This window comes from Massilia sp. CFBP9012, assembly GCF_034045115.1.
GTDB lineage: Bacteria > Pseudomonadota > Gammaproteobacteria > Burkholderiales > Burkholderiaceae_D > Telluria.
In genome coordinates this window covers 43,803-65,487 of sequence record NZ_JAXCWM010000017.1, presented here as the reverse complement: position 1 = coordinate 65,487, position 21,685 = coordinate 43,803, and the positions used below count along the sequence as shown (strand labels likewise).

18 protein-coding genes are annotated in these 21,685 nt (G+C 64.5%); 5 read left to right on the top strand and 13 right to left on the bottom strand.

Translation table 11 applies throughout. The features are described 5' to 3' along the window. Positions 1 to 69 precede the first annotated feature (69 nt). From SOM61_RS23595 to folD, 7 genes are all read right to left on the bottom strand, one after another. Entirely contained in the window at positions 70 to 1,215 is a 1,146-nt protein-coding gene (locus SOM61_RS23595; RefSeq protein WP_320476335.1) for an RNA-guided endonuclease InsQ/TnpB family protein, read from the bottom strand. A gap of 359 nt (positions 1,216 to 1,574) precedes the next feature. Continuing rightward, complete coding sequence (locus SOM61_RS23590; RefSeq protein WP_320476334.1) at positions 1,575 to 3,713, bottom strand: NHL repeat-containing protein; 2,139 nt, start codon at positions 3,711 to 3,713, stop codon at positions 1,575 to 1,577. 79 nt (positions 3,714 to 3,792) lie between these two features. After that, on the bottom strand, positions 3,793 to 4,125 hold the full coding sequence (locus SOM61_RS23585; RefSeq protein ID WP_109346568.1) for an H-NS histone family protein: 333 nt from the start codon (positions 4,123 to 4,125) through the stop codon (positions 3,793 to 3,795). A 144-nt stretch (positions 4,126 to 4,269) separates the two neighbouring features. Then, on the bottom strand, positions 4,270 to 4,707 hold the full coding sequence (locus SOM61_RS23580; protein WP_320476333.1) for a hypothetical protein: 438 nt from the start codon (positions 4,705 to 4,707) through the stop codon (positions 4,270 to 4,272). Then, complete coding sequence (locus SOM61_RS23575) at positions 4,704 to 5,129, bottom strand: DNA polymerase III subunit chi (RefSeq protein WP_320476332.1); 426 nt, start codon at positions 5,127 to 5,129, stop codon at positions 4,704 to 4,706. Before SOM61_RS23575 ends, SOM61_RS23580 begins: the two co-directional genes overlap by 4 nt. Positions 5,130 to 5,206: 77 nt before the next feature. Further along, entirely contained in the window at positions 5,207 to 7,279 is a 2,073-nt protein-coding gene (locus SOM61_RS23570) for a M3 family metallopeptidase (protein ID WP_320476331.1), read from the bottom strand. Between the two features lie 80 nt (positions 7,280 to 7,359). Then, positions 7,360 to 8,220 carry a bifunctional methylenetetrahydrofolate dehydrogenase/methenyltetrahydrofolate cyclohydrolase FolD gene (folD, locus tag SOM61_RS23565; protein WP_320476330.1) on the bottom strand — a complete coding sequence of 287 codons (861 nt, stop codon included), beginning with the start codon at positions 8,218 to 8,220 and terminating at the stop codon, positions 7,360 to 7,362. A 329-nt stretch (positions 8,221 to 8,549) separates the two neighbouring features. Between folD and aceE the strand changes: the two genes are divergently transcribed. The 3 genes from aceE (at position 8,550) to lpdA (ending at position 14,901) form a co-directional block, all read left to right on the top strand. Then, positions 8,550 to 11,258, top strand: coding sequence for a pyruvate dehydrogenase (acetyl-transferring), homodimeric type (aceE, locus tag SOM61_RS23560; RefSeq protein WP_320476329.1), 2,709 nt, complete (start codon positions 8,550 to 8,552; stop codon positions 11,256 to 11,258). Between the two features lie 150 nt (positions 11,259 to 11,408). Further along, entirely contained in the window at positions 11,409 to 13,064 is a 1,656-nt protein-coding gene (aceF, locus tag SOM61_RS23555) for a dihydrolipoyllysine-residue acetyltransferase (RefSeq protein WP_320476328.1), read from the top strand. Positions 13,065 to 13,077: 13 nt separating this feature from the next. Beyond that, complete coding sequence (gene lpdA, locus SOM61_RS23550; protein ID WP_320476327.1) at positions 13,078 to 14,901, top strand: dihydrolipoyl dehydrogenase; 1,824 nt, start codon at positions 13,078 to 13,080, stop codon at positions 14,899 to 14,901. 146 nt (positions 14,902 to 15,047) lie between these two features. On the opposite strand, the gene SOM61_RS23545 is transcribed toward lpdA, so the two are convergent. The 4 genes from SOM61_RS23545 to SOM61_RS23530 are packed head-to-tail and all read right to left on the bottom strand — an operon-like array spanning position 15,048 to position 18,856. Next, positions 15,048 to 15,788: a LytR/AlgR family response regulator transcription factor gene (locus SOM61_RS23545; protein WP_320476375.1), complete on the bottom strand. Its 741-nt coding sequence runs from the start codon at positions 15,786 to 15,788 to the stop codon at positions 15,048 to 15,050. A gap of 20 nt (positions 15,789 to 15,808) precedes the next feature. After that, positions 15,809 to 16,966, bottom strand: coding sequence for a sensor histidine kinase (locus tag SOM61_RS23540; protein ID WP_320476326.1), 1,158 nt, complete (start codon positions 16,964 to 16,966; stop codon positions 15,809 to 15,811). Next, the gene (locus tag SOM61_RS23535; protein ID WP_320476325.1) at positions 16,963 to 18,447 is read right to left on the bottom strand and encodes a carotenoid oxygenase family protein; all 1,485 of its coding nucleotides are present in this window, start codon (positions 18,445 to 18,447) and stop codon (positions 16,963 to 16,965) included. The genes SOM61_RS23540 and SOM61_RS23535 overlap by 4 nt, the downstream gene beginning before the upstream one ends. Before the next feature lie 7 nt (positions 18,448 to 18,454). Beyond that, entirely contained in the window at positions 18,455 to 18,856 is a 402-nt protein-coding gene (locus SOM61_RS23530; RefSeq protein ID WP_320476324.1) for a DUF2141 domain-containing protein, read from the bottom strand. A 217-nt stretch (positions 18,857 to 19,073) separates the two neighbouring features. Between SOM61_RS23530 and SOM61_RS23525 the strand changes: the two genes are divergently transcribed. After that, positions 19,074 to 19,400 carry a hypothetical protein gene (locus SOM61_RS23525; RefSeq protein WP_320476323.1) on the top strand — a complete coding sequence of 109 codons (327 nt, stop codon included), beginning with the start codon at positions 19,074 to 19,076 and terminating at the stop codon, positions 19,398 to 19,400. Between the two features lie 68 nt (positions 19,401 to 19,468). On the opposite strand, the gene SOM61_RS23520 is transcribed toward SOM61_RS23525, so the two are convergent. Together SOM61_RS23520 and SOM61_RS23515 are read right to left on the bottom strand one after the other, a co-directional pair. Beyond that, positions 19,469 to 19,654 carry a hypothetical protein gene (locus tag SOM61_RS23520; protein ID WP_320476322.1) on the bottom strand — a complete coding sequence of 62 codons (186 nt, stop codon included), beginning with the start codon at positions 19,652 to 19,654 and terminating at the stop codon, positions 19,469 to 19,471. Between the two features lie 113 nt (positions 19,655 to 19,767). Then, the gene (locus tag SOM61_RS23515) at positions 19,768 to 20,427 is read right to left on the bottom strand and encodes a TetR/AcrR family transcriptional regulator (protein WP_320476321.1); all 660 of its coding nucleotides are present in this window, start codon (positions 20,425 to 20,427) and stop codon (positions 19,768 to 19,770) included. A 116-nt stretch (positions 20,428 to 20,543) separates the two neighbouring features. On the opposite strand from SOM61_RS23515, the gene SOM61_RS23510 reads away from it, so the two are divergent. Then, positions 20,544 to 21,683 (top strand): HlyD family secretion protein, encoded by a 1,140-nt coding sequence (locus SOM61_RS23510; RefSeq protein WP_320476320.1) that lies wholly within the window; start codon positions 20,544 to 20,546, stop codon positions 21,681 to 21,683. Positions 21,684 to 21,685: the final 2 nt, after the last annotated feature.

The following is a 21,685-nucleotide window of genomic DNA, read 5'->3' as shown; positions in this document are numbered from 1 at the left end:
AAACTTATGCAAAGCTATTTATAGTTAACTTTGCTGTTGAATTCCTGCTTCATAGGGGACGGTTTCGCCTCACACTTGAATTGCGAGGCCAGCGCCTTCCCCTCCACAGGCAGTTACGGCGGAACTCGCCGCTAAATTTTTCAAGTTGATCGCCGCGTTCACGTCGCGATCATGGTTTGTTCCACAGCGTGGGCAAACCCAGTGGCGAGTGCCCAGGCCGAGTTCAGCAAGCAGGTAACCGCAGCATGAGCACGTTTTACTGCTCGGATACCAACGGTCGATTACCACCACCTGCCCACCACGTTGCGCAGCCTTGTACTCCAGTTGCCTTCGCAACTCGCCAAAACCCATGTCGGCAATGGCACGTGATAAGCACCGGTTCGCAAGCATGCCCCTGACATGCAAATCTTCGATGCCGACGGTGTGGAAACGGCGCGTTATATTCGTGCTGAGCTTGTGGAGGCTGTCGCGCCGCGGGCTGGCAATCCTGGCATACAACTTGGCCAGCTTTTTTTTCGCTTTGCCACGGTTGCGCGAACCCTTCAGCTTCCGGGACAAGCCGCGCGATAGCCGCCGCACCCGATCCAGGAGCTTGGTCAGCGCTTTTGGTCCAACAAAGGTCTCACCATTCGACAATGTCGCCAGCGTCGTGACACCCAGATCGACTCCGACCACGCCTTGGTTTTCAGCTGAAGGCAAGAGAGGCTCTGTGATATCGACGGTGATGCTGGCATACCAATGATCGGCAACGCGTGAGATCGATGCGGAAACGCACCTGCCTGCAAACCGCAACGATTCCCACATCCTGACCCACCCAAGGTGCGGGATCCAGATGCGTTTTTCCTCGACATGAAACTGGTCGTTCGTTAAAGTAAATCGGTCGTCACGTCCTTTACGCCGGAAGGTCGGGTAGCGTGCCCGTCCCTTGAAGAAGTTCTTGAAGGCGCGATCTAGCTGCATGATTGCCATCTGCGGAGCATTCTTCGTTACTTCCAGCATCCAGGGATACTGCTCGCGCTTGATCGCATTGAGCTGACGCCTCAGCGCATTCTCGTTCGGTTTTGGCAAGTCTGGATTGGACTTGCACGCTTCATACTGTCGCTGCCACTCAGCCAGTGCCCAGTTGTAGGCGAACCGAGCGGTGCCTGCCGCACGGGCAAGGTACGTGGCCTGCACGTTGTTGGGATCGAGGCGAATGCGATGACCGCGGAACATAATGAATCCCCAGAGGCGTGGCCCGCGTTGGCTATGAACCCAGCTAGAGCGAATCAGCCGATCTTGTTAGAGCTGGTGAGGCACCAGATAGTTCCCAAGAGCGCACCTACAGCCAAGTTGCAGATTTTTCCGCCCATCTCCAGTAGATGCGAACTATCGCACTGGCGCTGCGGGTATCTATCTTCTTCACAACCACCATAGCTCTACGATATTCATGTCCGTCTAACAATCGTCGAGCCAAACTTCTCAAAGTGGGCAACTTTGAGAAGTTTCAAGTAGCTTTCGAACTAACTGCAATCAACCCCTCCTTCATCCGTCCTACCCAGATGCCGGCATGGCGCAATGGTTCCGTGGGCGCGCTACTCCACTTCGAAGGCCAGGTCGCGCCCCTCCAGCGCCAGATTGCCGGCGAAGTCGGCGGCGTGGATGCGCAGGGTGTAGCGGCCGGGGGCGAGCTCGCCGATGCGCCAGCTGCCGGTTTCGATCTCGCCGTCCTGCAGGCGATTGTTGAGCGCGTAGTCGAACTGGGTCGACTTGCTGCCATAGACCGTGATGCCGCTGGTCGGCGCATAGACGGCCTTGACGGCGTCCTGATTGCGCGGCAGGCGGTCGAAGACCTGGGTGATGAGCGGCTGCTCGAAGCCGGCGAGCGGCGTGCCGTTGGCGCCCAGCAGCTGGTAGCCCAGCTTGTACAGGCCGAGCTTGCGGCGCGCCAGGTTGCCGTTCACCTGGTCGTAGGCGTTGACCACCACCTGGACCTCACCCAGGCTGCGGGTCAAAAGGATCGGCTGGCCCTTCTTCGCCGTGATGCGCTTGCCAGCGCCGTCGTACAGTGCGATGCGCTGGATGGTCGGCGGGACGGTGTCGGTAAAGCCCGTGAAGGGCAGGGTCAGCGGATTGACCACCGTGCCGCCCTGGTAGTAATCCAGGTGGACGTGGGCCATGGCATTGATGGTGCCGAGCGCATCGCCCACCGCGAAGCGGGTGCCGCGCGGCACCCGCACGCGTTCAGCTTTACCTTTGGCGTCGCGCAGGATCTGGAAGTGCGGATCGAGCGGCCGACCCTGCGGGTCGCGGCCGACGCGCATGTGGATGTACGAGAGCGGGCCCAGGCTCAGGCCTTCGCTGAGGGAATTGAAACCCCAGTTGGCATGCGGGTCGGTCACTTTCGACGGGAATACCGCCAGCACCTTCGCGCCGACGTCGGCGCGCACGTCCAGGCCGGCGTGGAAATGGTGGCGGCTGTCGCCGTTGTAGGCGCCGCGCACCTCACCCATCACGCCGACGACTTCATGCACCATGTCTTGCGGGCCGACCGGCCAGGGCATCGGTTCGGTGCGCGTGACGAGCGCCGGCCGCACCAGTACCGGCGCGGCTTCGCCCTCGCGCGGCGGCGCCAGCCGGTGCACGCGGTGGGCACTGGCGTCGGCCACCACCAGGCTGCCGTCGCGGCCGACCGCGATGCCGCGCGGGCCGTACAGCTGCACCGTGCCGTCGCTGCCGAAGCCGTTCGGATCGAGGGGGCGGTCGGCGTCCTGCAGCGGGCGCATTTCTCCGTCCGGCGTCAGTTGCAGGATGCGGCCGCCGGCACTGGCGGCGATGTACAGGTAGCCGTCGCGCGTGAGCGCCAGGCCCGCCGGACGCCGCAGCGGTGGGCGGATCTCGCCTTCGAGCGGGATCGCCAGCGTGTCGACCGTGCCGTCGGGCTTGATGCGGCGCACCGCGTGGTTGCCGGTATCGGCCACGTACAGCGTGCCGTCGCGGCCGGCCGCCAGCGCGCTCGGGGTGTCGAAGCCGGCATCCAGCAGCGCGCCATCCAGCAGGCCGGGTTTTCCATTGCCTGCCAGCGTGCTCACCGTGCCGTCGGGCGCGATGCGGCGGATGCGGTCGTTATAGGTGTCGGCCACGTAGACGATGCCGGCGTCGTCCACCGCGATGCCGACCGGGCCGTTGAACTGGGCCGCACGGCCCACGCCATCCAGGTAGCCGGGGCTGCCGCTGCCGGCCACCGTGGTCACCGTGCCGTCGGGCCCCACCTTGCGGATCGCGTGGTTGCCGGTGTCGGCCACGTACAGATTGCCTTCATGGTCGAGCGCCAGGGCGGACGGGGTGTGGAAGGCGGCCGCCGCGCCGATGCCGTCGGCAAAACCTTCCTTGCCGCCGGCCAGCGTCGAAACCGTGCCGTCGGGCTGGACCAGGCGGATGCGGTTGGCTTCGCCCCCGTCGGCGACGTACACCACGCCGCGCGCACCGATGGCCACGCCGTACGGATCGCTGAAGCGGTTGGCGCTGGCCGGCCCGTCGATCACGCCGTCGCGGCCGTCGCCTGCCAGCAGGCTCACGCGCGCCGGCCAGAAGGGCGTGGTCTTCGCGATGGGCGGCGTCAGGATGGCCAGGGCGCCGGGGCGTTGCTCGATGGTATCGGTAAAGTAGACGGCCGTGCCGATGGCCAGGATGGCGGCGCCCACGAGCGCGGCGATGAGGGGAGTTCGTTTCACGAGACGCAAGAGAGGATGCTTGAATGCATGTGGGGTGGACGGCAAAACCGTCCACCCCACGCGGAATTACCCAAAAGGCTCAGATACGCAGATCGTCGAGCGACTTGCCCTTGCCCAGTGCTTCGACTACCCATTTCGGCTGGCGGCCGCGGCCGGTCCAGGTCTGGGAGTTGTCGGCTGGGTTGTGGTATTGGGGATTCACCTTGGCGCCGCTGCCCGCTTTCTTGCTTTTGCCAGTGCCCTTGGCCAGCAATTCTTCCACCGAGATTCCCATATTCTGGGCGATCTCGAGAATCTGCTCACGCGCTTTCTTGACGTCTTGTTGCTGGCGGTTTTTGATCTCCTTTTCGATATCGAATTGAAGTCCCTTCAGCTCGGCGAGGTTATAACCCGACAGATCGATGTTTGCCATTTTGTTTCATCCTTGATTAGGTGATTCGATTCGTTTCGAAGTGCCGCGCAGGGATTTTACTATTTAATCGTCAAATATGAATGACAATCGTGCGCGGGGTGATGTCGAATCAAATCCCATGGCAAATCGTTAATGCATATGGGGTTATTTTCCCAGGGTCTGGAGATGGGCAATTTCTTGTGAAACGGCGCGGGTCACGACCTGGTCCAGCGATTGATGCAGGCTAGCTCGAATCTCGGCCGAAAAACCCGCCATCGCTTTATCCACCGCTTCGGCGATGCCGTCGCGCAGCCGTTGTTCGAGCACGAAATCGATCCGCCCCTGTAATTGCTGCAGCACGCGTTCGGTGAGGCGGCGTTCCATGACGCTCCACTGTTCGCCGCTCCAGCGATCGGCGGCCCGCCGTTCCAGGGCTTCCGGGCTTTCCGCGTCATCGTCGGCGCCGCTCGATTCTGTCGTGACGGCGACTGCCGCGGCAGGGGGGGAAGCGCTTGCCGCCACTGGTGGCGCCGGCGCCGGCGAGTCGGCGACGACCTCGGTCAATACGGGAATGCTGGTATCGAAAGCGGGATCCTGGTTCATGTCTGTCCTGCGACGAAGTGGGTCAATGGATAGGATTGCTTTTTATATGCGACATAGCGTTTGCGTCCTTCGGCGGCATCGTCTTCATCAGTCGAAATGATTTCGAACACGCGCGCGAATTGCGCGAAATTGTTCGGCGTGCGGCGCGTGAGGTTCACCAGCATATCGTGGTGCGGCAGCATCGCGTCTTCATTATCGGTAATCACGATCGGCGTTTGCGGCGCCAGCGGATCGTCGGCCAGCACGTGCGGAATGAAATCGGTATCGCCCACGTTCCACAGCGCCGCATTCAATGCCTCGGCCTGCTCGGTGCTTTCTGCCAGCACCACGACTTTGGCGCGTGAGCCATATGCCTTGCGCGCCAGCCGGCAGGCATAGGACAGCTTATCTGGGATATTCGTGTGGAAGTCGATCCGGGTCATGGCATCACTAAAAAGAGGAGGGCTTTCGCCCTCCGGTGCAGTTCTCTGCGCAGTTTTCTGCGCAGTTTTCCGAACGATCAGGCATTCATGCCGCTATGGCGCAGCAGGGCGTCGATCGAAGGTTCACGGCCGCGGAAGGCCTTGAACGATTCAAGCGCGGGACGCGAGCCTCCCACGGCGAGGATCTCGCGATGGAAGCGGCGTCCGGTTTCGAACAGGTCGGCCCCGCCTTCGACGGCTTCTTCGAATGCGGCATAGGCGTCGGCGGACAGCACCTCGGCCCATTTATAGCTGTAATAGCCGGCCGCATAGCCGCCCGCGAAGATATGGCTGAACGAATGCTGGAAGCGGTTGAACGACGGCGGCGTGATGACGGCGAAGTTGCGGCGGATATCGTCGACCAGGCTTTGCACTTCCTGGTTGTGCGGATCGAAATCGTAATGCAGATGCATGTCGATCAGCGAGAACTCGACCTGGCGCAGGGTCTGCATCCCGGACTGGAAGTTCTTCGCCGCCAGCATCTTGTCGTACAGCGCGCGCGGCAGCGGCTCGCCGGTCTTGTAGTGCGCCGTCATCTGCTGCAGCTTGTCCCACTCCCAGCAGAAGTTTTCCATGAACTGGGACGGCAGCTCCACCGCATCCCATTCGACGCCCGAGATGCCGGCCACCGACAGCTCTTCGACTTCGGTCAGCATATGGTGCAGGCCGTGGCCGAATTCGTGGAACAGCGTGGTCACTTCGTCGTGCGTGAACAGCGACGGCTGCAGCACGCCGTCCACCATCGCCGGCGGCGTGAAATTGCAGACCAGGTAGGCGACCGGCGTCTGCACCGTGCCGCCAGAGAGCAGGCGGCGGCCGCGCGCATCGTTCATCCAGGCGCCCTGCGCCTTGCCGGCGCGCGCATACGGATCGAGGTAGAACTGGCCGACCAGCTGGCCATTGCGCTCGATGCGGTAGAAGCGCACGTCCGGGTGCCACACCGGCGCGTCCTCGGGGATGACGTCGGCTTCGAACAGCTGGCGGATCACGCCGAACAGGCCTTGCACCACCTTGTGTTCGGGGAAGTACTCCTTCACTTCCTGGGCCGAGAAGGCATAGCGCTTCTCGCGCAGCTTTTCGGAAGCGTAGGTGACGTCCCAGGACTGCAGTTCATCGATGCCAAGTTCGGTGCGCGCGAATTCGCGCAGTTCAAGCAGGTCTTTCTCGGCATACGGGCGGGCTCGGCGCGCCAGGTCTTCGAGGAATTCGATCACGTGCTGCGGGCTCTGCGCCATCTTGGCCACCAGCGAGACATCGGCGAAGCTGCCGTAGTCGAGCAGGCGCGCCTCTTCGTTGCGCAGCTTGAGCAGGTTGACGATGTTGGACGAGTTGTCCCACTTCTCGACCTCGGTGAACATGATGCCGGCATCCGACGCCTTGGTGGCGCTGGCGCGGTAGATCTTTTCGCGCAGCGCGCGGTTATCGGCGAATTGCAGCACCGGGAAGTAGGACGGGAAGTGCAGGGTGAACTGCCAGCCGCCCTTGCCATCGCGCTCGGCGGCGGCCTTCGCCGCTGCTTTTACGTCCTCGGGCAGGCCGGCGAGTTCGTCCTCGTTCTCGACCATCAGCTTGTAGTCGTTGGTCGCGTCCAGCACGTTTTCCGAGTAGCGCGTCGACAGCTGCGACTGCTGTTCCTGGATCTCGGCGAAGCGCGGCTTTTTATCTTCCGGCAGTTCGGCGCCGCCCAGGCGGAAGTCGCGCAGGGCATTCTCGACGATGCGCTGGCGCACCGGATTGAGGCTGTCCCAGTGCGGGCCGTTGCGCAACTGCCTGTACTTGGCGAACAGCGCCTCGTTCTGGCCGATGGCGGTGGAGAACTCCACGACCTTCGGCTGGTTCTCGTTATAAGTGGCGCGCAGTTCGGGCGTGTCCACCACGTGGTTCAGGTGGCCGACCACGCCCCAGGCGCGGCCCAGGCGTTCGCTGGCGTCGTCGAGCGGGGCCAGGGTGTCCCAGGTGACGTCGTCCACCGGGGCTTCGAGTTGGGCCACCACGGCGTTCGCATCCGCGATCAGCTGCTCGATGGCGGGCGTGACGTGGTCGGGCTTGATCGCGTCGAAACGCGGCAGGCCGGAAAAGTCGAGGAGGGGATTGCTGGTGTCGGTCGTCATCGTGTTCCTTCCAGATTCGTTAAATCGGTGTGCGCCGAACGCCCGTCGCGGGCGCGCATGCCCCTCGACAGACAAGCAAATCAGCGTTGTTTCGCCAGTTCGCGCTCGGCCGACTCCACCGTGTTCTGCAACAGCATGGTAATCGTCATCGGGCCCACGCCACCCGGCACAGGGGTGATGTGAGCGGCCACTTCCTTCACGCCGTCGAAGTCGACGTCGCCGCACAGCTTGCCGGCGTCGTCGCGGTTCATGCCGACGTCGATCACGATCGCGCCCGGCTTGACCATGTCGGCGGTCAGGGTATTGCGGCGGCCCACGGCGGCCACGATCACGTCGGCCTGGCGGGTGTGGTAGCCCAGGTCCGCGGTCGCGCTATGGCATATGGTCACGGTGGCATTGGCTTGCAAGAGCAACATGCCCATTGGTTTGCCAACGGTGTTGCTGCGGCCGATCACGACGGCGTGCTTGCCGCGCAGGTCGATGCCGGTGGTTTCGATCAGCTTCATGCAGCCGTACGGGGTGCAGGGGCGGAAGCCTTCCAGGCCGGTCATCAGCTCGCCGGCCGACAGCACCGAATAGCCGTCGACGTCCTTGGCGGTGGAGATGGCCTCGATGACTTTCGATGGGTCGATGTGCTTCGGCAGCGGCATCTGCACCAGGATGCCGTGGATGGCCGGGTCCACGTTCAATGCTGCAATGCGGTCGAGCAGGGCCGTTTCGGACAGGTCGGCCTCGTATTTCTCGAGCACCGAATGAAAGCCCACGTCGCCGCAGGCCTTCACCTTGTTGCGCACATAGACCTGGCTGGCCGGGTCTTCGCCGACCAGGATGACGGCCAGGCCGGGCTGCTTGCCGGCGGCGGTGAGTTTGGCGGCGCGCGCGGCGATGTCTTCGCGCAGTTGTTTGGAAAGGAGAACTCCGTCGATCAGTTGTGCAGGCATGGTGAAAGCTCGTCGCTGGGCAAAAACAGAATTATACGACCCAGGCATGCAATCTCCTCCGTTCAGCCTATAAATGCCCCGTTTTTCGCCGTTCTGGCGGCGCTTCGGTATACGATGTCCGTTGATCGAAAGTCCAGTGTTTCCCTATGAAAAATGTGCACTTGCAGCATAGCATTTCATATTATGAAATCGTATACCGTAATTTGAAAATGCCAAAATCCACTGGTAGAATCCATTGGTTTATCAAAAAGTTAGTTTGAAAATTCACTACTCGCCGCCAGCCTGCGCAGGGATCGGGTCGGGGCGCACCACTCTAGGAGACACATGACATGTCAGCTCAACTTGACCAGTTGACCGCGCAAGCCGCCAATGATCCGGACGCGATCGAGACCCGCGAATGGCTCGATGCGCTGGAAGCGGTGATCGAACATGAAGGGACCGAACGTGCCCATTACCTGATGGAGCGCCTGGTGGACCTGGCGCGCCGTCGCGGCGCCCACGTTCCGTTCTCGAGCAATACCGCCTACGTGAACACCATCCCGGCCCACCTGAACCAGAATTCGCCGGGCAACCTCGAATACGAAGAGCGCCTGCGCTCGTGGATGCGCTGGAACGCGATGGCGATGGTCGTCAAGGCCAACCGCGCCGACGGCGACCTGGGCGGCCACATTTCGTCCTTCGCCTCGCTGGCGAACATGCTGGGCACCGGCTTCAACCACTTCTGGCACGCCCCGACCGAAGACCACGGCGGCGACCTGCTGTACATCCAGGGCCACTCCTCGCCCGGCATCTACGCGCGTGCCTTCCTCGAAGGCCGCCTGACCGAAGAACAGCTGCTGAACTTCCGCCGCGAAGTCGACGGCAAAGGCCTGTCGTCGTACCCGCACCCGAAACTGATGCCGGACTTCTGGCAGTTCCCGACCGTGTCGATGGGCCTGGGCCCGCTGATGGCGATCTATCAGGCGCGCTTCCTGAAATACCTGCACGCACGCGGCATCGCCAAGACCGACAACCGCAAGGTCTGGGTCTTCTGCGGCGACGGCGAGATGGACGAACCGGAATCGATGGGCGCGATCGGCATGGCCGCGCGCGAGCGCCTGGACAACCTGGTCATGGTCGTCAACTGCAACCTGCAGCGCCTGGACGGTCCGGTGCGCGGCAACGGCAAGATCATCCAGGAACTCGAAGCCGACTTCCGCGGCGCCGGCTGGAACGTCGTCAAGGTCATCTGGGGCTCGCAGTGGGATCCGCTGCTGGCCCAGGACAAGGACGGCATCCTGCAGCGCGTGATGATGGAATCGGTCGACGGCGAATACCAGAACTACAAGGCCAAGGACGGCGCCTACGTGCGCAAGCACTTCTTCGGCAAGCACCCTGCGCTGCTCGAGATGGTGTCGAAGATGAGCGACGACGACATCTGGCGCCTGACCCGCGGCGGCCATGATCCGCACAAGATCTACGCCGCGTTCAAGAACGCGCAAGAGAACAAGGGCACCCCGACCGTGCTGCTGGTGAAGACCGTCAAGGGCTTCGGCATGGGCAAGTCGGGCGAGGCGCGCAACACCGCCCACCAGACCAAGAAGCTGGACGACCAGGCGATCCGCGACATGCGCGACCGCTTCAATATCGCCATCCCCGACGACCAGCTGGCCGACATCCCGTTCTTCAAGCCGGCCGACGACGCGCCCGAGATGGTGTACCTGCACGAGCGCCGCAAGGCCCTGGGCGGCTATCTGCCGCAGCGCCGCGAGAAGTCGGACGAAAACCTGGTGGTGCCGAAGCTCGAGAGCTTCAAGGGCGTGCTCGAGCCGACCCCGGAAGGCCGCGAGATCTCGTCGACCCAGGCCTATGTGCGTGTGATCACCAGCCTCTTGAAGGACGAAAGCATCGGCCAGCGCATCGTGCCGATCCTGGTCGACGAATCGCGTACCTTCGGCATGGAAGGCCTGTTCCGCCAGATCGGCATCTTCAACCAGCAGGGCCAGTTGTACGAGCCGGTCGACCGCGACCAGGTGATGTACTACCGTGAAGACAAGGCAGGCCAGATCCTGCAAGAGGGCATCAACGAAGCGGGCGGCATGAGCTCGTGGATCGCGGCGGCGACTTCGTACTCGTCGAACAACCGCACGATGATCCCGTTCTACACCTTCTACTCGATGTTCGGCATGCAGCGCGTGGGCGACCTGGTCTGGCTGGCCGGCGACATCCGTGCGCGCGGCTTCCTGATGGGCGGCACCGCCGGCCGCACGACGCTCAACGGCGAAGGCCTGCAGCACGAAGATGGCCACAGCCACGTGATCGCCGCGACCGTGCCGAACTGCCTGCCGTATGACCCGACCTTCGGCCACGAAGTCGCCGTCATCATCCAGGACGGCCTGCGCCGCATGGTGGAAGAACAGGAAGACGTGTTCTACTACATCACCATCATGAACGAGAACTACCCGCATCCAGGCCTGAAGCCGGGCCAGGAAGAGGGCATCCTGAAGGGCATGTACCTGCTCCAGGAAGGCGCTGCGATCGCTGGCGACAAACCAGCGCCGCGCGTGCAGCTGATCGGCTGCGGCACCATCCTGCGCGAGTCGATCGCAGCAAGCCAGCTGCTCAAGAACGACTGGGGCGTCGATGCCGACGTGTGGTCGGCGCCGTCGCTGACCCTGCTGGCGCGCGACGGCCAGGACGCCGAGCGCTGGAACATGGTCAACCCGGAACAGCCGCAGCGCGTGCCGTACGTGACCTCGCTGCTGCAGAACACCAGCGGCCCGATCGTCGCGACCACCGACTACATGCGCATGTTCGCCGAGCAGATCCGCGCCTTCATGCCGAAGGACCGCACCTATAAAGTGCTGGGCACCGACGGCTTCGGCCGCTCGGATTCGCGCGTCAAGCTGCGCGAGTTCTTCGAGGTGAACCGCTACTACGTCACGGTCGCTGCCCTGCGCTCGCTGGCCGACGAAGGCAAGATCGACCGCGCCATCGTGTCGCAGGCGATCGCCAAGTACGGCATCGATCAGAACAAGCCGAATCCGGTGACCCAGTAATGCTCGAAACGTCGTTCCCGCGAAGGCGGGAACCCAAGTTTGTTCGATCTGCCACTGCGTTAAACCGGGTGGCTGAACGAAGAACTTGGGTCCCCGCCTTCGCGGGGACGACGGTCTTGAGGCCAACGAATAAAAATTGGAGCTAACACTATGAGCATTGTGGAAGTCAAAGTCCCCGATATCGGCGACTTCAAGGAAGTCGAAGTCATCGAACTGATGGTCAAGCCAGGCGACACGATCAAGGTCGACCAGTCGCTGCTGACCGTCGAATCGGACAAGGCGAGCATGGAGATTCCATCGAGCCATGCGGGCGTCGTCAAAGAGATAAAGGTCAATGTCGGCGACAAGGTCGCCATGGGTTCGCTGGTGCTGCTGCTCGAGGAAGCCGGCGGCGCCGCCGAAGCGCCTGCTGCTGCCCCGGCAGCCGCTCCTGCCGCCGCTGAAAAGCCAGCCGAAAAACCGGCGGAAGCGCCAGCCGCTGCTGCCCCTGCCGCATCCGGCGGTCTGGTCGACGTCAATGTGCCGGACATCGGCGACTTCAAGGAAGTCGAAGTCATCGAGCTGATGGTCAAGGTCGGCGATACGATCAAGGTCGACCAGTCGCTGATCACGGTCGAATCGGACAAGGCCAGCATGGAAATCCCGTCGAGCCATGCCGGTGTCGTGAAAGAACTGAAAGTGAAGGTCGGCGACAAGGTTGCCAAAGGTTCGCTGGTGCTGGTCGTGGAAGCGACCGGTGGCGCGCCTGCCGCCGCGGCTCCTGCCGCAGCGCCTGCACCTGCTGCGCCTGCCGCAGCGCCCGCAGCCGCGCCAGCGCAAGCATCGGCGCCAGCAGCTGCCGCCGCTCCTGCTCCAGCAGCAGCGCCAGGCGTGACCGGCTCGAAAGCCCACGCTTCGCCGTCGATCCGCAAGTTCGCGCGCGAACTGGGCGTCGACCTGGGCCGTGTGCCTGGTTCGGGTCCGAAAGGCCGCATCACCCAGCAAGACGTGCAGAACTTCGTCAAGGGTGTGATGGCTGCGCCAGCAGCCGCACCGGCAAAATCGGGCGGCAGTGGCGCTGGACTGGACCTGCTTGCCTGGCCGTCGCTCGACTTCTCGAAATTCGGTCCGACCGAAACCGTGCCGCTGTCGCGCATCAAGAAGATCTCGGGCCCGAACCTGCATCGCAACTGGGTCATGATCCCTCACGTGACGCACTTCGACGAAGCCGACGTGACCGACCTGGAGCAGTTCCGCGTCGATTCGAACGCCGCGCTGGCCAAGCAGAAATCAAACGTCAAGCTGACCATGCTGGCCTTCGTGATCAAGGCAAGCGTCGCCGCGCTCAAGAAATTCCCGCAATTTAATGCGTCGCTGTCGGAAGACGGCGCGGCCCTGATCACCAAGCAGTACTACAACATCGGCTTCGCAGCCGACACCCCGAACGGCCTGGTGGTCCCGGTGGTGAAGGATGCGGACAAGAAGACGATCTCGCAGATCGCCACCGAAATGGGCGAACTGTCGGGCCTGGCGCGCGACGGCAAGCTGCCGCCGACCGCGATGCAGGGCGCGACCTTCACCATCTCGTCGCTGGGCGGTATTGGCGGCACCAACTTCACGCCGATCATCAACGCGCCTGAACTGGCGATCCTGGGCCTGTCCAAGTCGGCGATGAAGCCGGTGTGGGACGGTTCGGCCTTCCAGCCGCGCCTGATGCTGCCGATGTCGCTGTCGTACGACCACCGCGTGATCGACGGCGCCGGCGCCGCACGCTTTGCCGCGTACCTGGCCGACGTGCTGGCCGACCTGCGCAAGACCCTTCTGTGATTGGAGCGCACTGATGAGCACTGTTGAAGTGAAAGTCCCGAACATCGGCGACTTCAAGGACGTCGAAGTGATCGAGCTGATGGTCAAGGCCGGCGACACGATCAAGGTCGACCAGTCCCTGATCACCGTCGAATCGGACAAGGCCAGCATGGAAATCCCATCGACCCACGCGGGCGTGGTGAAGGACATCGCGGTCAAGGTCGGCGACAAGATCAACGAAGGCACGCTGCTGCTGACGGTGGAGGAGTCGGGGGCCGGCGCTGCAGCTCCGGCTCCGGCAGCTGAAAAGCCTGCCGACAAGCCAGCCGCCGCGCCAGCCGCACCAACCGAATCGCAAGCCCCAGCCAAGCCGGCGCCTGCGCCGGCCGCTCCGGCTGCCGCCGCGCCGAATGCGTCGAGCTACTCGGGCCAGGTCGACATCGAATGCGAGATGATGGTGCTGGGCGCCGGTCCTGGCGGCTATTCGGCCGCCTTCCGCGCCGCCGACTTAGGGCTGAACACCGTGCTGGTCGAGAAGTACGCGGCCCTGGGTGGCGTGTGCCTGAACGTCGGTTGCATTCCATCGAAGGCGCTGCTGCACGTGGCGCACATCATGGATGAAACCGCGCACATGGCCGACCTGGGCGTGGCCTTCGAGAAGCCGCAAGTCGACATCGACAAGCTGCGCGCGCACAAGGACGGCGTGATCAAGAAGATGACCGGCGGCCTGGCCTTCATGGCCAAGGCGCGCAAGGTCAATGTGGTGCAGGGCGTGGGCCAGTTCCTCTCCCCGAACCACATCGAAGTCACCGGTCCTGACGGCGCCAAGAAGGTCGTCGCCTTCAAGAAGGCGATCATCGCCGCCGGTTCGTCGGTGGTGAAGCTGCCGTTCGTGCCGGAAGATCCGCGCATCGTCGATTCGACCGGCGCGCTGGAGCTGCGCCAGGTGCCGAAGAAGATGCTGGTCATCGGCGGCGGCATCATCGGCCTGGAAATGGCGACCGTCTATTCGTCGCTCGGTTCGCGCATCGACGTGGTCGAGATGATGGACGGCCTGATGCAGGGCGCCGACCGCGAGGCCGTCAAGGTCTGGCAGAAGTTCAACGCCCACCGCTTCGACAACATCATGACCAAGACCAAGACCGTCGGCGTGGAAGCGCTGCCGGAAGGGATCAAGGTCACCTTTGAAGCCGCCGAAGCCGGCGCCACCTCGCCAGAGCCGCAGCTGTACGACCTGGTGCTGGTGGCCGTGGGCCGCAGCCCGAACGGCAAGAAGATCGCTGCCGACAAGGCCGGCGTGACGGTGAGCGATCGCGGCTTCATTTCGGTCGACAGCCAGATGCGCACCAATGTGCCGCACATCTTCGCCATCGGCGACCTGGTGGGCCAGCCGATGCTGGCGCACAAGGCGGTGCACGAGGCGCACGTGGCGGCTGAAGCGGCCCTGGACAAGAAGACCCACTTCGACGCCAAGGTCATTCCGTCGGTCGCGTACACCGATCCCGAAGTGGCGTGGGTCGGCCTCACCGAAGATGAAGCCAAGCAGAAGGGCATCAAGGTCGAGAAGGGCCACTTCCCATGGAACGCCAGCGGCCGCGCGGTGGCCAACGGCCGCGACGAAGGCTTCACCAAGCTGCTGTTCGACGCCGAGACCCACCGCATCGTCGGCGGCACCATCGTCGGCACCAATGCCGGCGACATGATCGGCGAGATCGCGCTGGCGATCGAGATGGGCGCGGACGGCGTGGATATCGGCAAGACCATCCACCCGCACCCGACCCTGGGCGAGTCGATCGGCATGGCGGCGGAAGCCTACGAAGGCGTCTGCACCGACCTGCCGCCGCCGCGCAAGCGTTAAGCGTCAGCCAGTAGCTTTCGCACGTCGTCCCCGCGCAGGCGGGGACCCAAGTTTGTAAGCGTTTCGATAGCGCATGCAGTACTTGGGTCCCCGCCTTCGCGGGGACGACGTTTTTGGGCCAATGAAAGAACGGAAATTGTGGCCGACTACATCTGCCTGAACACATCCATGTAATTGCGGCTCACTACAAGCTGCTCGTCCCGCCCTTTCAGCTTCACATGCAGCCGCCCGCGAAAGTCGGTGCGCGTGCCCGCCACGTGACGCGCCGCCACGATCACGCCGCGGTGGATTTGCCAGAACTGCTGTGGGTCCAGTTGCTCCTTCAACTGCCGCAGCGGCGTGCGGATCAGGCTTTCTCCGTCCGGCAGGAACACGCTGGTGTACTTGTCGTTGCTCTGGAAGTAGATCACTTCTTCGACCGCGATCAGGCGCGTTTCCTGGCCCGAGGCCGCACGGATCCATTGCAGCGGCGCCGCCGCAGGCGTCGGCGTACCCGCGCCGAGCTGGCGCAGCAGCGCTTGCAAGGCATCGGCAGGCAACGCAGGCGCGGGCGCCGGTGCCGAAAGGGTAGCGCGCAGCCGCTCCACGGTACGCGCCAGCCGCTCCTGGCGTATCGGTTTCAGCAAATAATCGAAGGCCTCGTGCTCAAAGGCCTGGGCCGCGTAATGTTCGTGTGCGGTGGTGAACACCATGCGCGGAGGATTGCCGCCGGCGCACAGGCGCGCCGCAAGGTCGATGCCATTCAGGCCCGGCATCTGGATGTCGAGGAAGGCCACTTGCGGCGCCAGCTCGTCGATCAGGCGCAGCGCTTCAATGCCGTTGGGGGCGCGCACGATCTCGAGGCCGGGCCATGCATCGAGCAGCTGGCCGGCCAGGTAGTCGAGCAGATGGGGTTCGTCGTCGGCGATCAGGGCAAGGCAGCGGTCGATGATGTCACCTCGGTCTGTGAAAGGGGAAGCAGCAGGCGCGCGATTACGCCGCCGCCGGGGTTGTCGAGCAGTTCCAGGCGGGCGCCTGGCCCGTGCAACTGGCGCACGCGCGCGCGCAGGTTCGAGAGGCCGACGCCGCCACCGGGCCGTGGCGGCGCGGCCACCAGCCCGCGCCCGCTGTCACGCACCTCGACCCGCAGCACGCCGTCGTCCGAGCCGGCGCGCAGCACGATCTCGCCGCCATCCACCTTGGGTTCCAGCCCGTGCATGACGGCGTTTTCCACCAGCGGCTGGATCAGCATCGGCGCAATCGGCAGTGCGCGGCAGGCATCGTCCGCCTCGATGCGCCAGCGCAGGCGCGCGCCCATGCGCACGCCCAGCACGTCGAGATAGCTTGCGGCGAGATCCAGCTCGGCGCCGAGCGTGGCGCTGCCGGCGCGGCTGGCGGCCAGGCTGGCGCGCAGGTAGTCGATGAAGCGTTCCAGCATGCGTTTCGCATCAAGCGGCTGGTTGTCGATCAGGCTGACCACATTGGCCAGCGTGTTGTACAGGAAGTGCGGCTCGATCTGGGCCTGCAGCGCGCGCAGCTGGGCCTCGGCCAGCAGGCGCGCGGCGGTCGCCATCTGCTCATGTTGGCGCGCCTCCTGGGTCTGGCGCTCGATGCGGCGCTCGCCGGCGATCAGCACCGCCAGCATGGCCGCGCCGATGACCAGGCCGAGGGCAAGCAAGCCCGTAAACGCATCGGAATGCATGGCCGGCAGCGCGCCCCGCAGGATGGCGCCCGACAGGACGAGGCCGAAGGCGGCGCACAGGGCGATTGCGGCCAGTTCGAGCAGGCGCGCGACGAGCCGGCTGGCGGTCGGCGGCACGACTATTTCCAGCAGCCGCAGGGCGCTGTGGATGAGGAAGCCGATACACTGCGAAGCCAGCAGGCTGTAGCCGAACATGGTGTGAAAAGACGAGGGCCAGTTGCCGAAGGTCTGCAATACCACCGTGATCGCCAATGCAATCAGGGTATTCCACAGCGCGGTGTAGAGCAGGTCGCGCATGGTCGAGCGCGGCCAGCGCCGGAACACCGGGAACAGTTCCAGCGGATGGCCGCGCCTGCGCGCCGGGGTCGGGGTAGCTGTATTCATGCTGTTAGGAAATTACCATGAAAGCAGTGCGGTGCGCGATAGGGAAGTCGCGCCAGGGCCACGGGACCATCCTTGACGCCGGCGGCATCGAACACCGTCATCACGGTCTGCCCGGAGCGCAAGTCCTGGGCCACGCCGACCAGGTAGCCATCGGTTTCCGAGCGCGCGTTGCGGCGCGGGACCAGCACGTGCTCCTCGACCTGCCAGCCGGCGCCGAAGGCGTAGCCATCGACCTTGCCGCTATCTGTATCGACCAGGTTGACGCTGTCGAGCCTCAGGTCGGGCGAGGCGCCGCTGGCGCCCAGCAGGGCCAGGCGGCGGTGGCGCGCCATCGCCACTTGCGGCATCACGCGCGGGAATTCGCTGGTGCCGAACAGGCGATCGGTGCGTGCCTGGCCGCTGGCATAGTCCAGCGTGACCTGCACCGTGCGGCTGCGCGGCGGCGTGTGCTCCCCACGCATGACGCTGCCCACTTCGGCCAGTGCGTCGCCCTCGTGCAGCACGACGTCGAAGCGGGTGCAGTCGCCGTCTTCCCACGCATTCCCGAAGTGGAACACCATCTGCGGCGGCAGCTCGAACACCTGGCGCAGCGCCAGCGTGTCCTTCGCCACCACGATCACCCGCGCCGGACGTGCGCCGTTCCCGCTTCCGGCCCATCGATGGCGGTCGGCGAAACTCAGGCCGGGATCGTTCTGCAGATCGTAGGGCGGCACCACGAAAATCAGGTGCTTGGCGCTGACCACGAAATCATGCACCAGCGCCAGCTGCGGCACCGGCAGCACGGCGGTGCGCCGCACCTGGCCCTGCGCGCCGATCTGGTACAGCGCCAGCCGGTTGGCGCCAGGCAGCGTGCCAAAATTCCACATGCCGCCCTGCGGATCGAGCTTGGGATGGGCCGAGAACGGCATTGCACGCAACTCGTCGCTCCAGGTCTTTACGCCGCGTGTGGCCAGCGTGGCCGGATCGAGTTCGGTCGCCGAGCCGCCTTCCCACAGCGCATACAGGCGGCCGTCATAGGGCAGCAGATTGGTATTGGCGGCGTTCATGGTGTCATTGTCGCGCACGCCCCGGCGCGTGACCAGGGTGCCGAAGGCCGGATACAGGAACTGGCCGGCCGCGCTTTCGTCGCGGTAGCGCTGGGTCTCGACGAAGCGGCCCCGGTGGCGCACCTTGCCGTCGGCCACGGTCCAGGCCTGGGCGAAGCCGTCGCCGTCGAACCAGTGGTGATAGCGTTCGCCACCCAGCTCGAAGCGGCCCGGCCCGTTGCGGTAGAAGGCGCCGCGCAGGTCGCGCGGCAGGCGGCCCTTGACGGCGGCGTCGCCTTCCTGGCTGCCGGCCTGGTTGGCGTAGACCGCCAGCGACGGGTCGCGCGCCAGGGCGGCGTGGAAGCGTTGGTAGGTGGCCTCGTCGGCGCGCACCGCCGGTGCGAGGGCGAGGGCGCCGAGTGCGGCGCCGGCATGCAGGAAGGAGCGGCGGTCCATGGCGGCCTCAGCGCAGGGTGACGCGGATGGCCTTGCCTTCGGCCGGCAGGTCGATGCGGGCGGCCTCGAAGGTCGGCGGGCCCATATTGCCCAGCGCATCGTTACTGAAGCCGGTTGACTCGACCGGGATGCCCATCATGTTTTGATCCAGTTTGCCGTTGTCGTTGGCGTCGTGGTACACGGAGACGGCGTACTGGCCGGCCGCCAGGCCCTTGAACTCGAGGGTGGCGCCGACCGCGGCGCTGGCGACCTGGACGGGGCGCTTGAGGAAGCGGTCGGCGCTGTCGTACAGCGCAACGCGGACGGCGCCGCCGTCGCCGCGCGCGCCGTCGACCTGGATCGACAGGTCGGCGGCGTGGCTGGCGGCAGCGCTGGACAGCAGGGCAAGCAGGAGGGCAAAGCGGTTCATGGAAGTCTCCGTTGAGTGGTCGGTAGGGCCATTCTGGAAGCGCGAACCGTCCCTCGCCGCGGTTTGCGACGAAGCGGCGCCTGGCGGCGCGAGTTGCAGGCATGCGGCGCCAGTTGCCTTGCCGGCGTGCGCCGCTTGCCAGCGGTCGCCAAAAGCCTATGATGGAAGAATGCGGCGGCAAGCCGACTTGCCGCGTCCGTGTTCAGCTCAGGAGGGCATGATGGATGAGCACTGCAACGAGTACGTCGGGACCGTCTACGTGTTACCGGAAACCCGCTGTTTCGAACTCCATACCACGGTCCATGGCGCGCCGGCGACTATCACCGGCACCGTATCCCAGCTGCTGGCTTCGCAGTTCAGCCAGTACGTGCCGGGCGCCATCGGCACCGTCGATCCGCAGCAGGTGGCGGTGCGGCCGCGTCGGGTCGAGGTGCTGACCCGCGAACTGCACGAGCGCCACCGCGCGCCGCGCAAGGTACACCTGCTCACGCGCGTGCACGATGTGGAAGAGCAGGCCAGGCCGGTGCCGGTGTCGGCAATCTGAAGGGCAGTGCACATGAAAAATGCCGCCCGGCTTGCACCGGACGGCATTGTAATGAAGGCGACCTTGCTTCAGCCGAAGCTGACAAAGCGCTCCGGAATATCGATCGTGCCGGCCTTGGCGGCGGCGGCATAGGTGCGCATATCAGCGATGACCGCTTCCATCTGGTCGGCGCCAGGATTTTCGATGAAGTTCTTCATGCGTTCTTGCAGCGATGCTTGTTGATCACGCCATTCGTATCTGGACGACTTGCTCATGCTTTCTCCTCGCGGTCTCACCGCTGTTATTGATATTCACGACATCCTCTGTGAAGGCTTACAGAGTGCCACAAAATGCCATGTCGTGTCCGTGCGATGCCGCACTTATTAGCTCATCGGTTCTTCAGGACACTTGCATAAAACAGTTCAAGACGCGCCGCCAGCTCGCGCCGCGTCTCCTCGCGCGTGGGTTGGGTGTCGGGGAACAGGAAGCGTCCGATCGGATCGCCGCTGATGCAGCCGATCAGGTGGATGGGCAGCAAGTCCAGCGGCACGTCGTCGCGCAGCTGGCTGCGGATGTCCGGGCGCGAAAAGAAGCGGTACAGCATCTCGCGCGTCAGGCGCGGCCCGCCTTCATAGAAAGCCTCCGCCAGCTCCGGATTGCTGCCGGCTTCGGCGATCACCACGCGCTGCATGGCCATCGCATCGGGTTCGACGAGCATATCGTAGAAGTCGCGCGCGAAGTCGTCGACGATCTCGCGCAGCGGCCGGGTGTCGGCGTCCATGCTGTGCCCGGCAAACAGGCGTTCGCGCCGTGAGGCGAGCACTGCCTTGAGGAGGCCGGCCTTGCCGCCGAACTTGACATAGATCGTGCGCACCGCCACCCGCGCCTCGCGGGCGATGGCTTCCAGGCTGACCCTGGTATAGCCATGGCGCAGGATGAGGCAACCCGCCGCGTGGATCAATTCCTGGGTGCGGGCCTCGACTTCCGACGCCTTCGGGCGTCCGGCGGATTTGACGGCCGTCACTGTTTCATTCTGTGCTTTGCTCATGGCAAAGACTCTAGTGCAAACTAAAATGAAACGCAACCGTTTCATTTCTTGACTTCCGTGTATTGCTGGCAAATAATGCGATGAATCCATTTCATTTCATTTTCCGGAGCTTTTCCATGGCAGAGATGCACAGCACGGCAGGGCAGGCGCCCGCGGCACAAACCCCAGCGGGCGGGGCGCCCGGCAAGAGCGGGCCCAACAAGCGCGTGCTGGCCGTGGTCGGCCTGATCGCGCTGGTGGCGATCGGCGCCGGCGGACGCATGTGGTATCGCAGCCATCACTTCGTCGAGACCGAAAATGCCTATGTCACCGGGCGCGTGCACCAGGTGTCGTCGCGCGTGGCCGGCGTGGTGACCAAGGTACTGGTGGACGACAACCAGCTGGTCAAGGCGGGCGACACGATCGCCGAGCTGGATCCGGTCGACCATGCCGTGCGCGTCGAGCAGATCGAAGCCCAGATCGCCAGCATGCAGCAGCAGGTCGGCCAGGCCGAGGCCCAGATCCAACAGGTGCGCGCGCAGGCCGCAGCGGCCGGCGCCCAGGTCAAGCAGTCCCAGGCCCAGTTGCTGCGGGCGCGCCAGGATGCCGAGCGCTTCGGCCAGCTGTACAACGACACCATGAAGGCGGTCTCGAAGGCCGAGGTGGATGCGTCGAGCGCCGCGCGCGACGCCGCCGTGGCCGACCTGGCCGCGCGCCGCGACAATGCGTCCGCCGCGCAAGCCCAGATCGGCGCCGCCGAGGCGGGCCGCGACGTGCTCAAGGCGCAGGTGAAGGTATTGCAGGCGCAATGGAAGGAAGCGCAGCAGCAGCTGGCCTACAACCGCATCGTGGCGCCGGTGGACGGCCGCGTGGGCCGCCGCAGCGTCGAAGTCGGCGCCCGCGTGCAGCCGGGCCAGGCGATGCTGGCCGTGGTCGAGGACAATGTGTGGGTGGTCGCCAACTTCAAGGAAACCCAGCTCGCCGGCCTGGCGCCGGGGCAGATGGTCAATCTCGACGTCGACGCGCTGCCGGAACACCACTTGGTGGGCCGCGTGGACAGCTTCGCCCCGGCCTCGGGCAACCAGTTCGCGCTGCTGCCGGCCGATAACGCGACCGGCAACTTCACCAAGATCGTGCAGCGCGTGCCGGTCAAGATCACGCTCGACCCGCAGGATGTGAAAAAATACGCCGGCCGCCTGGTGCCCGGCATGTCGGTGGTGGCCGAGGTCGAACTGGGCCAGGACGTCAAACCGACCCAGACCGCCGCCGTCCACTAAGC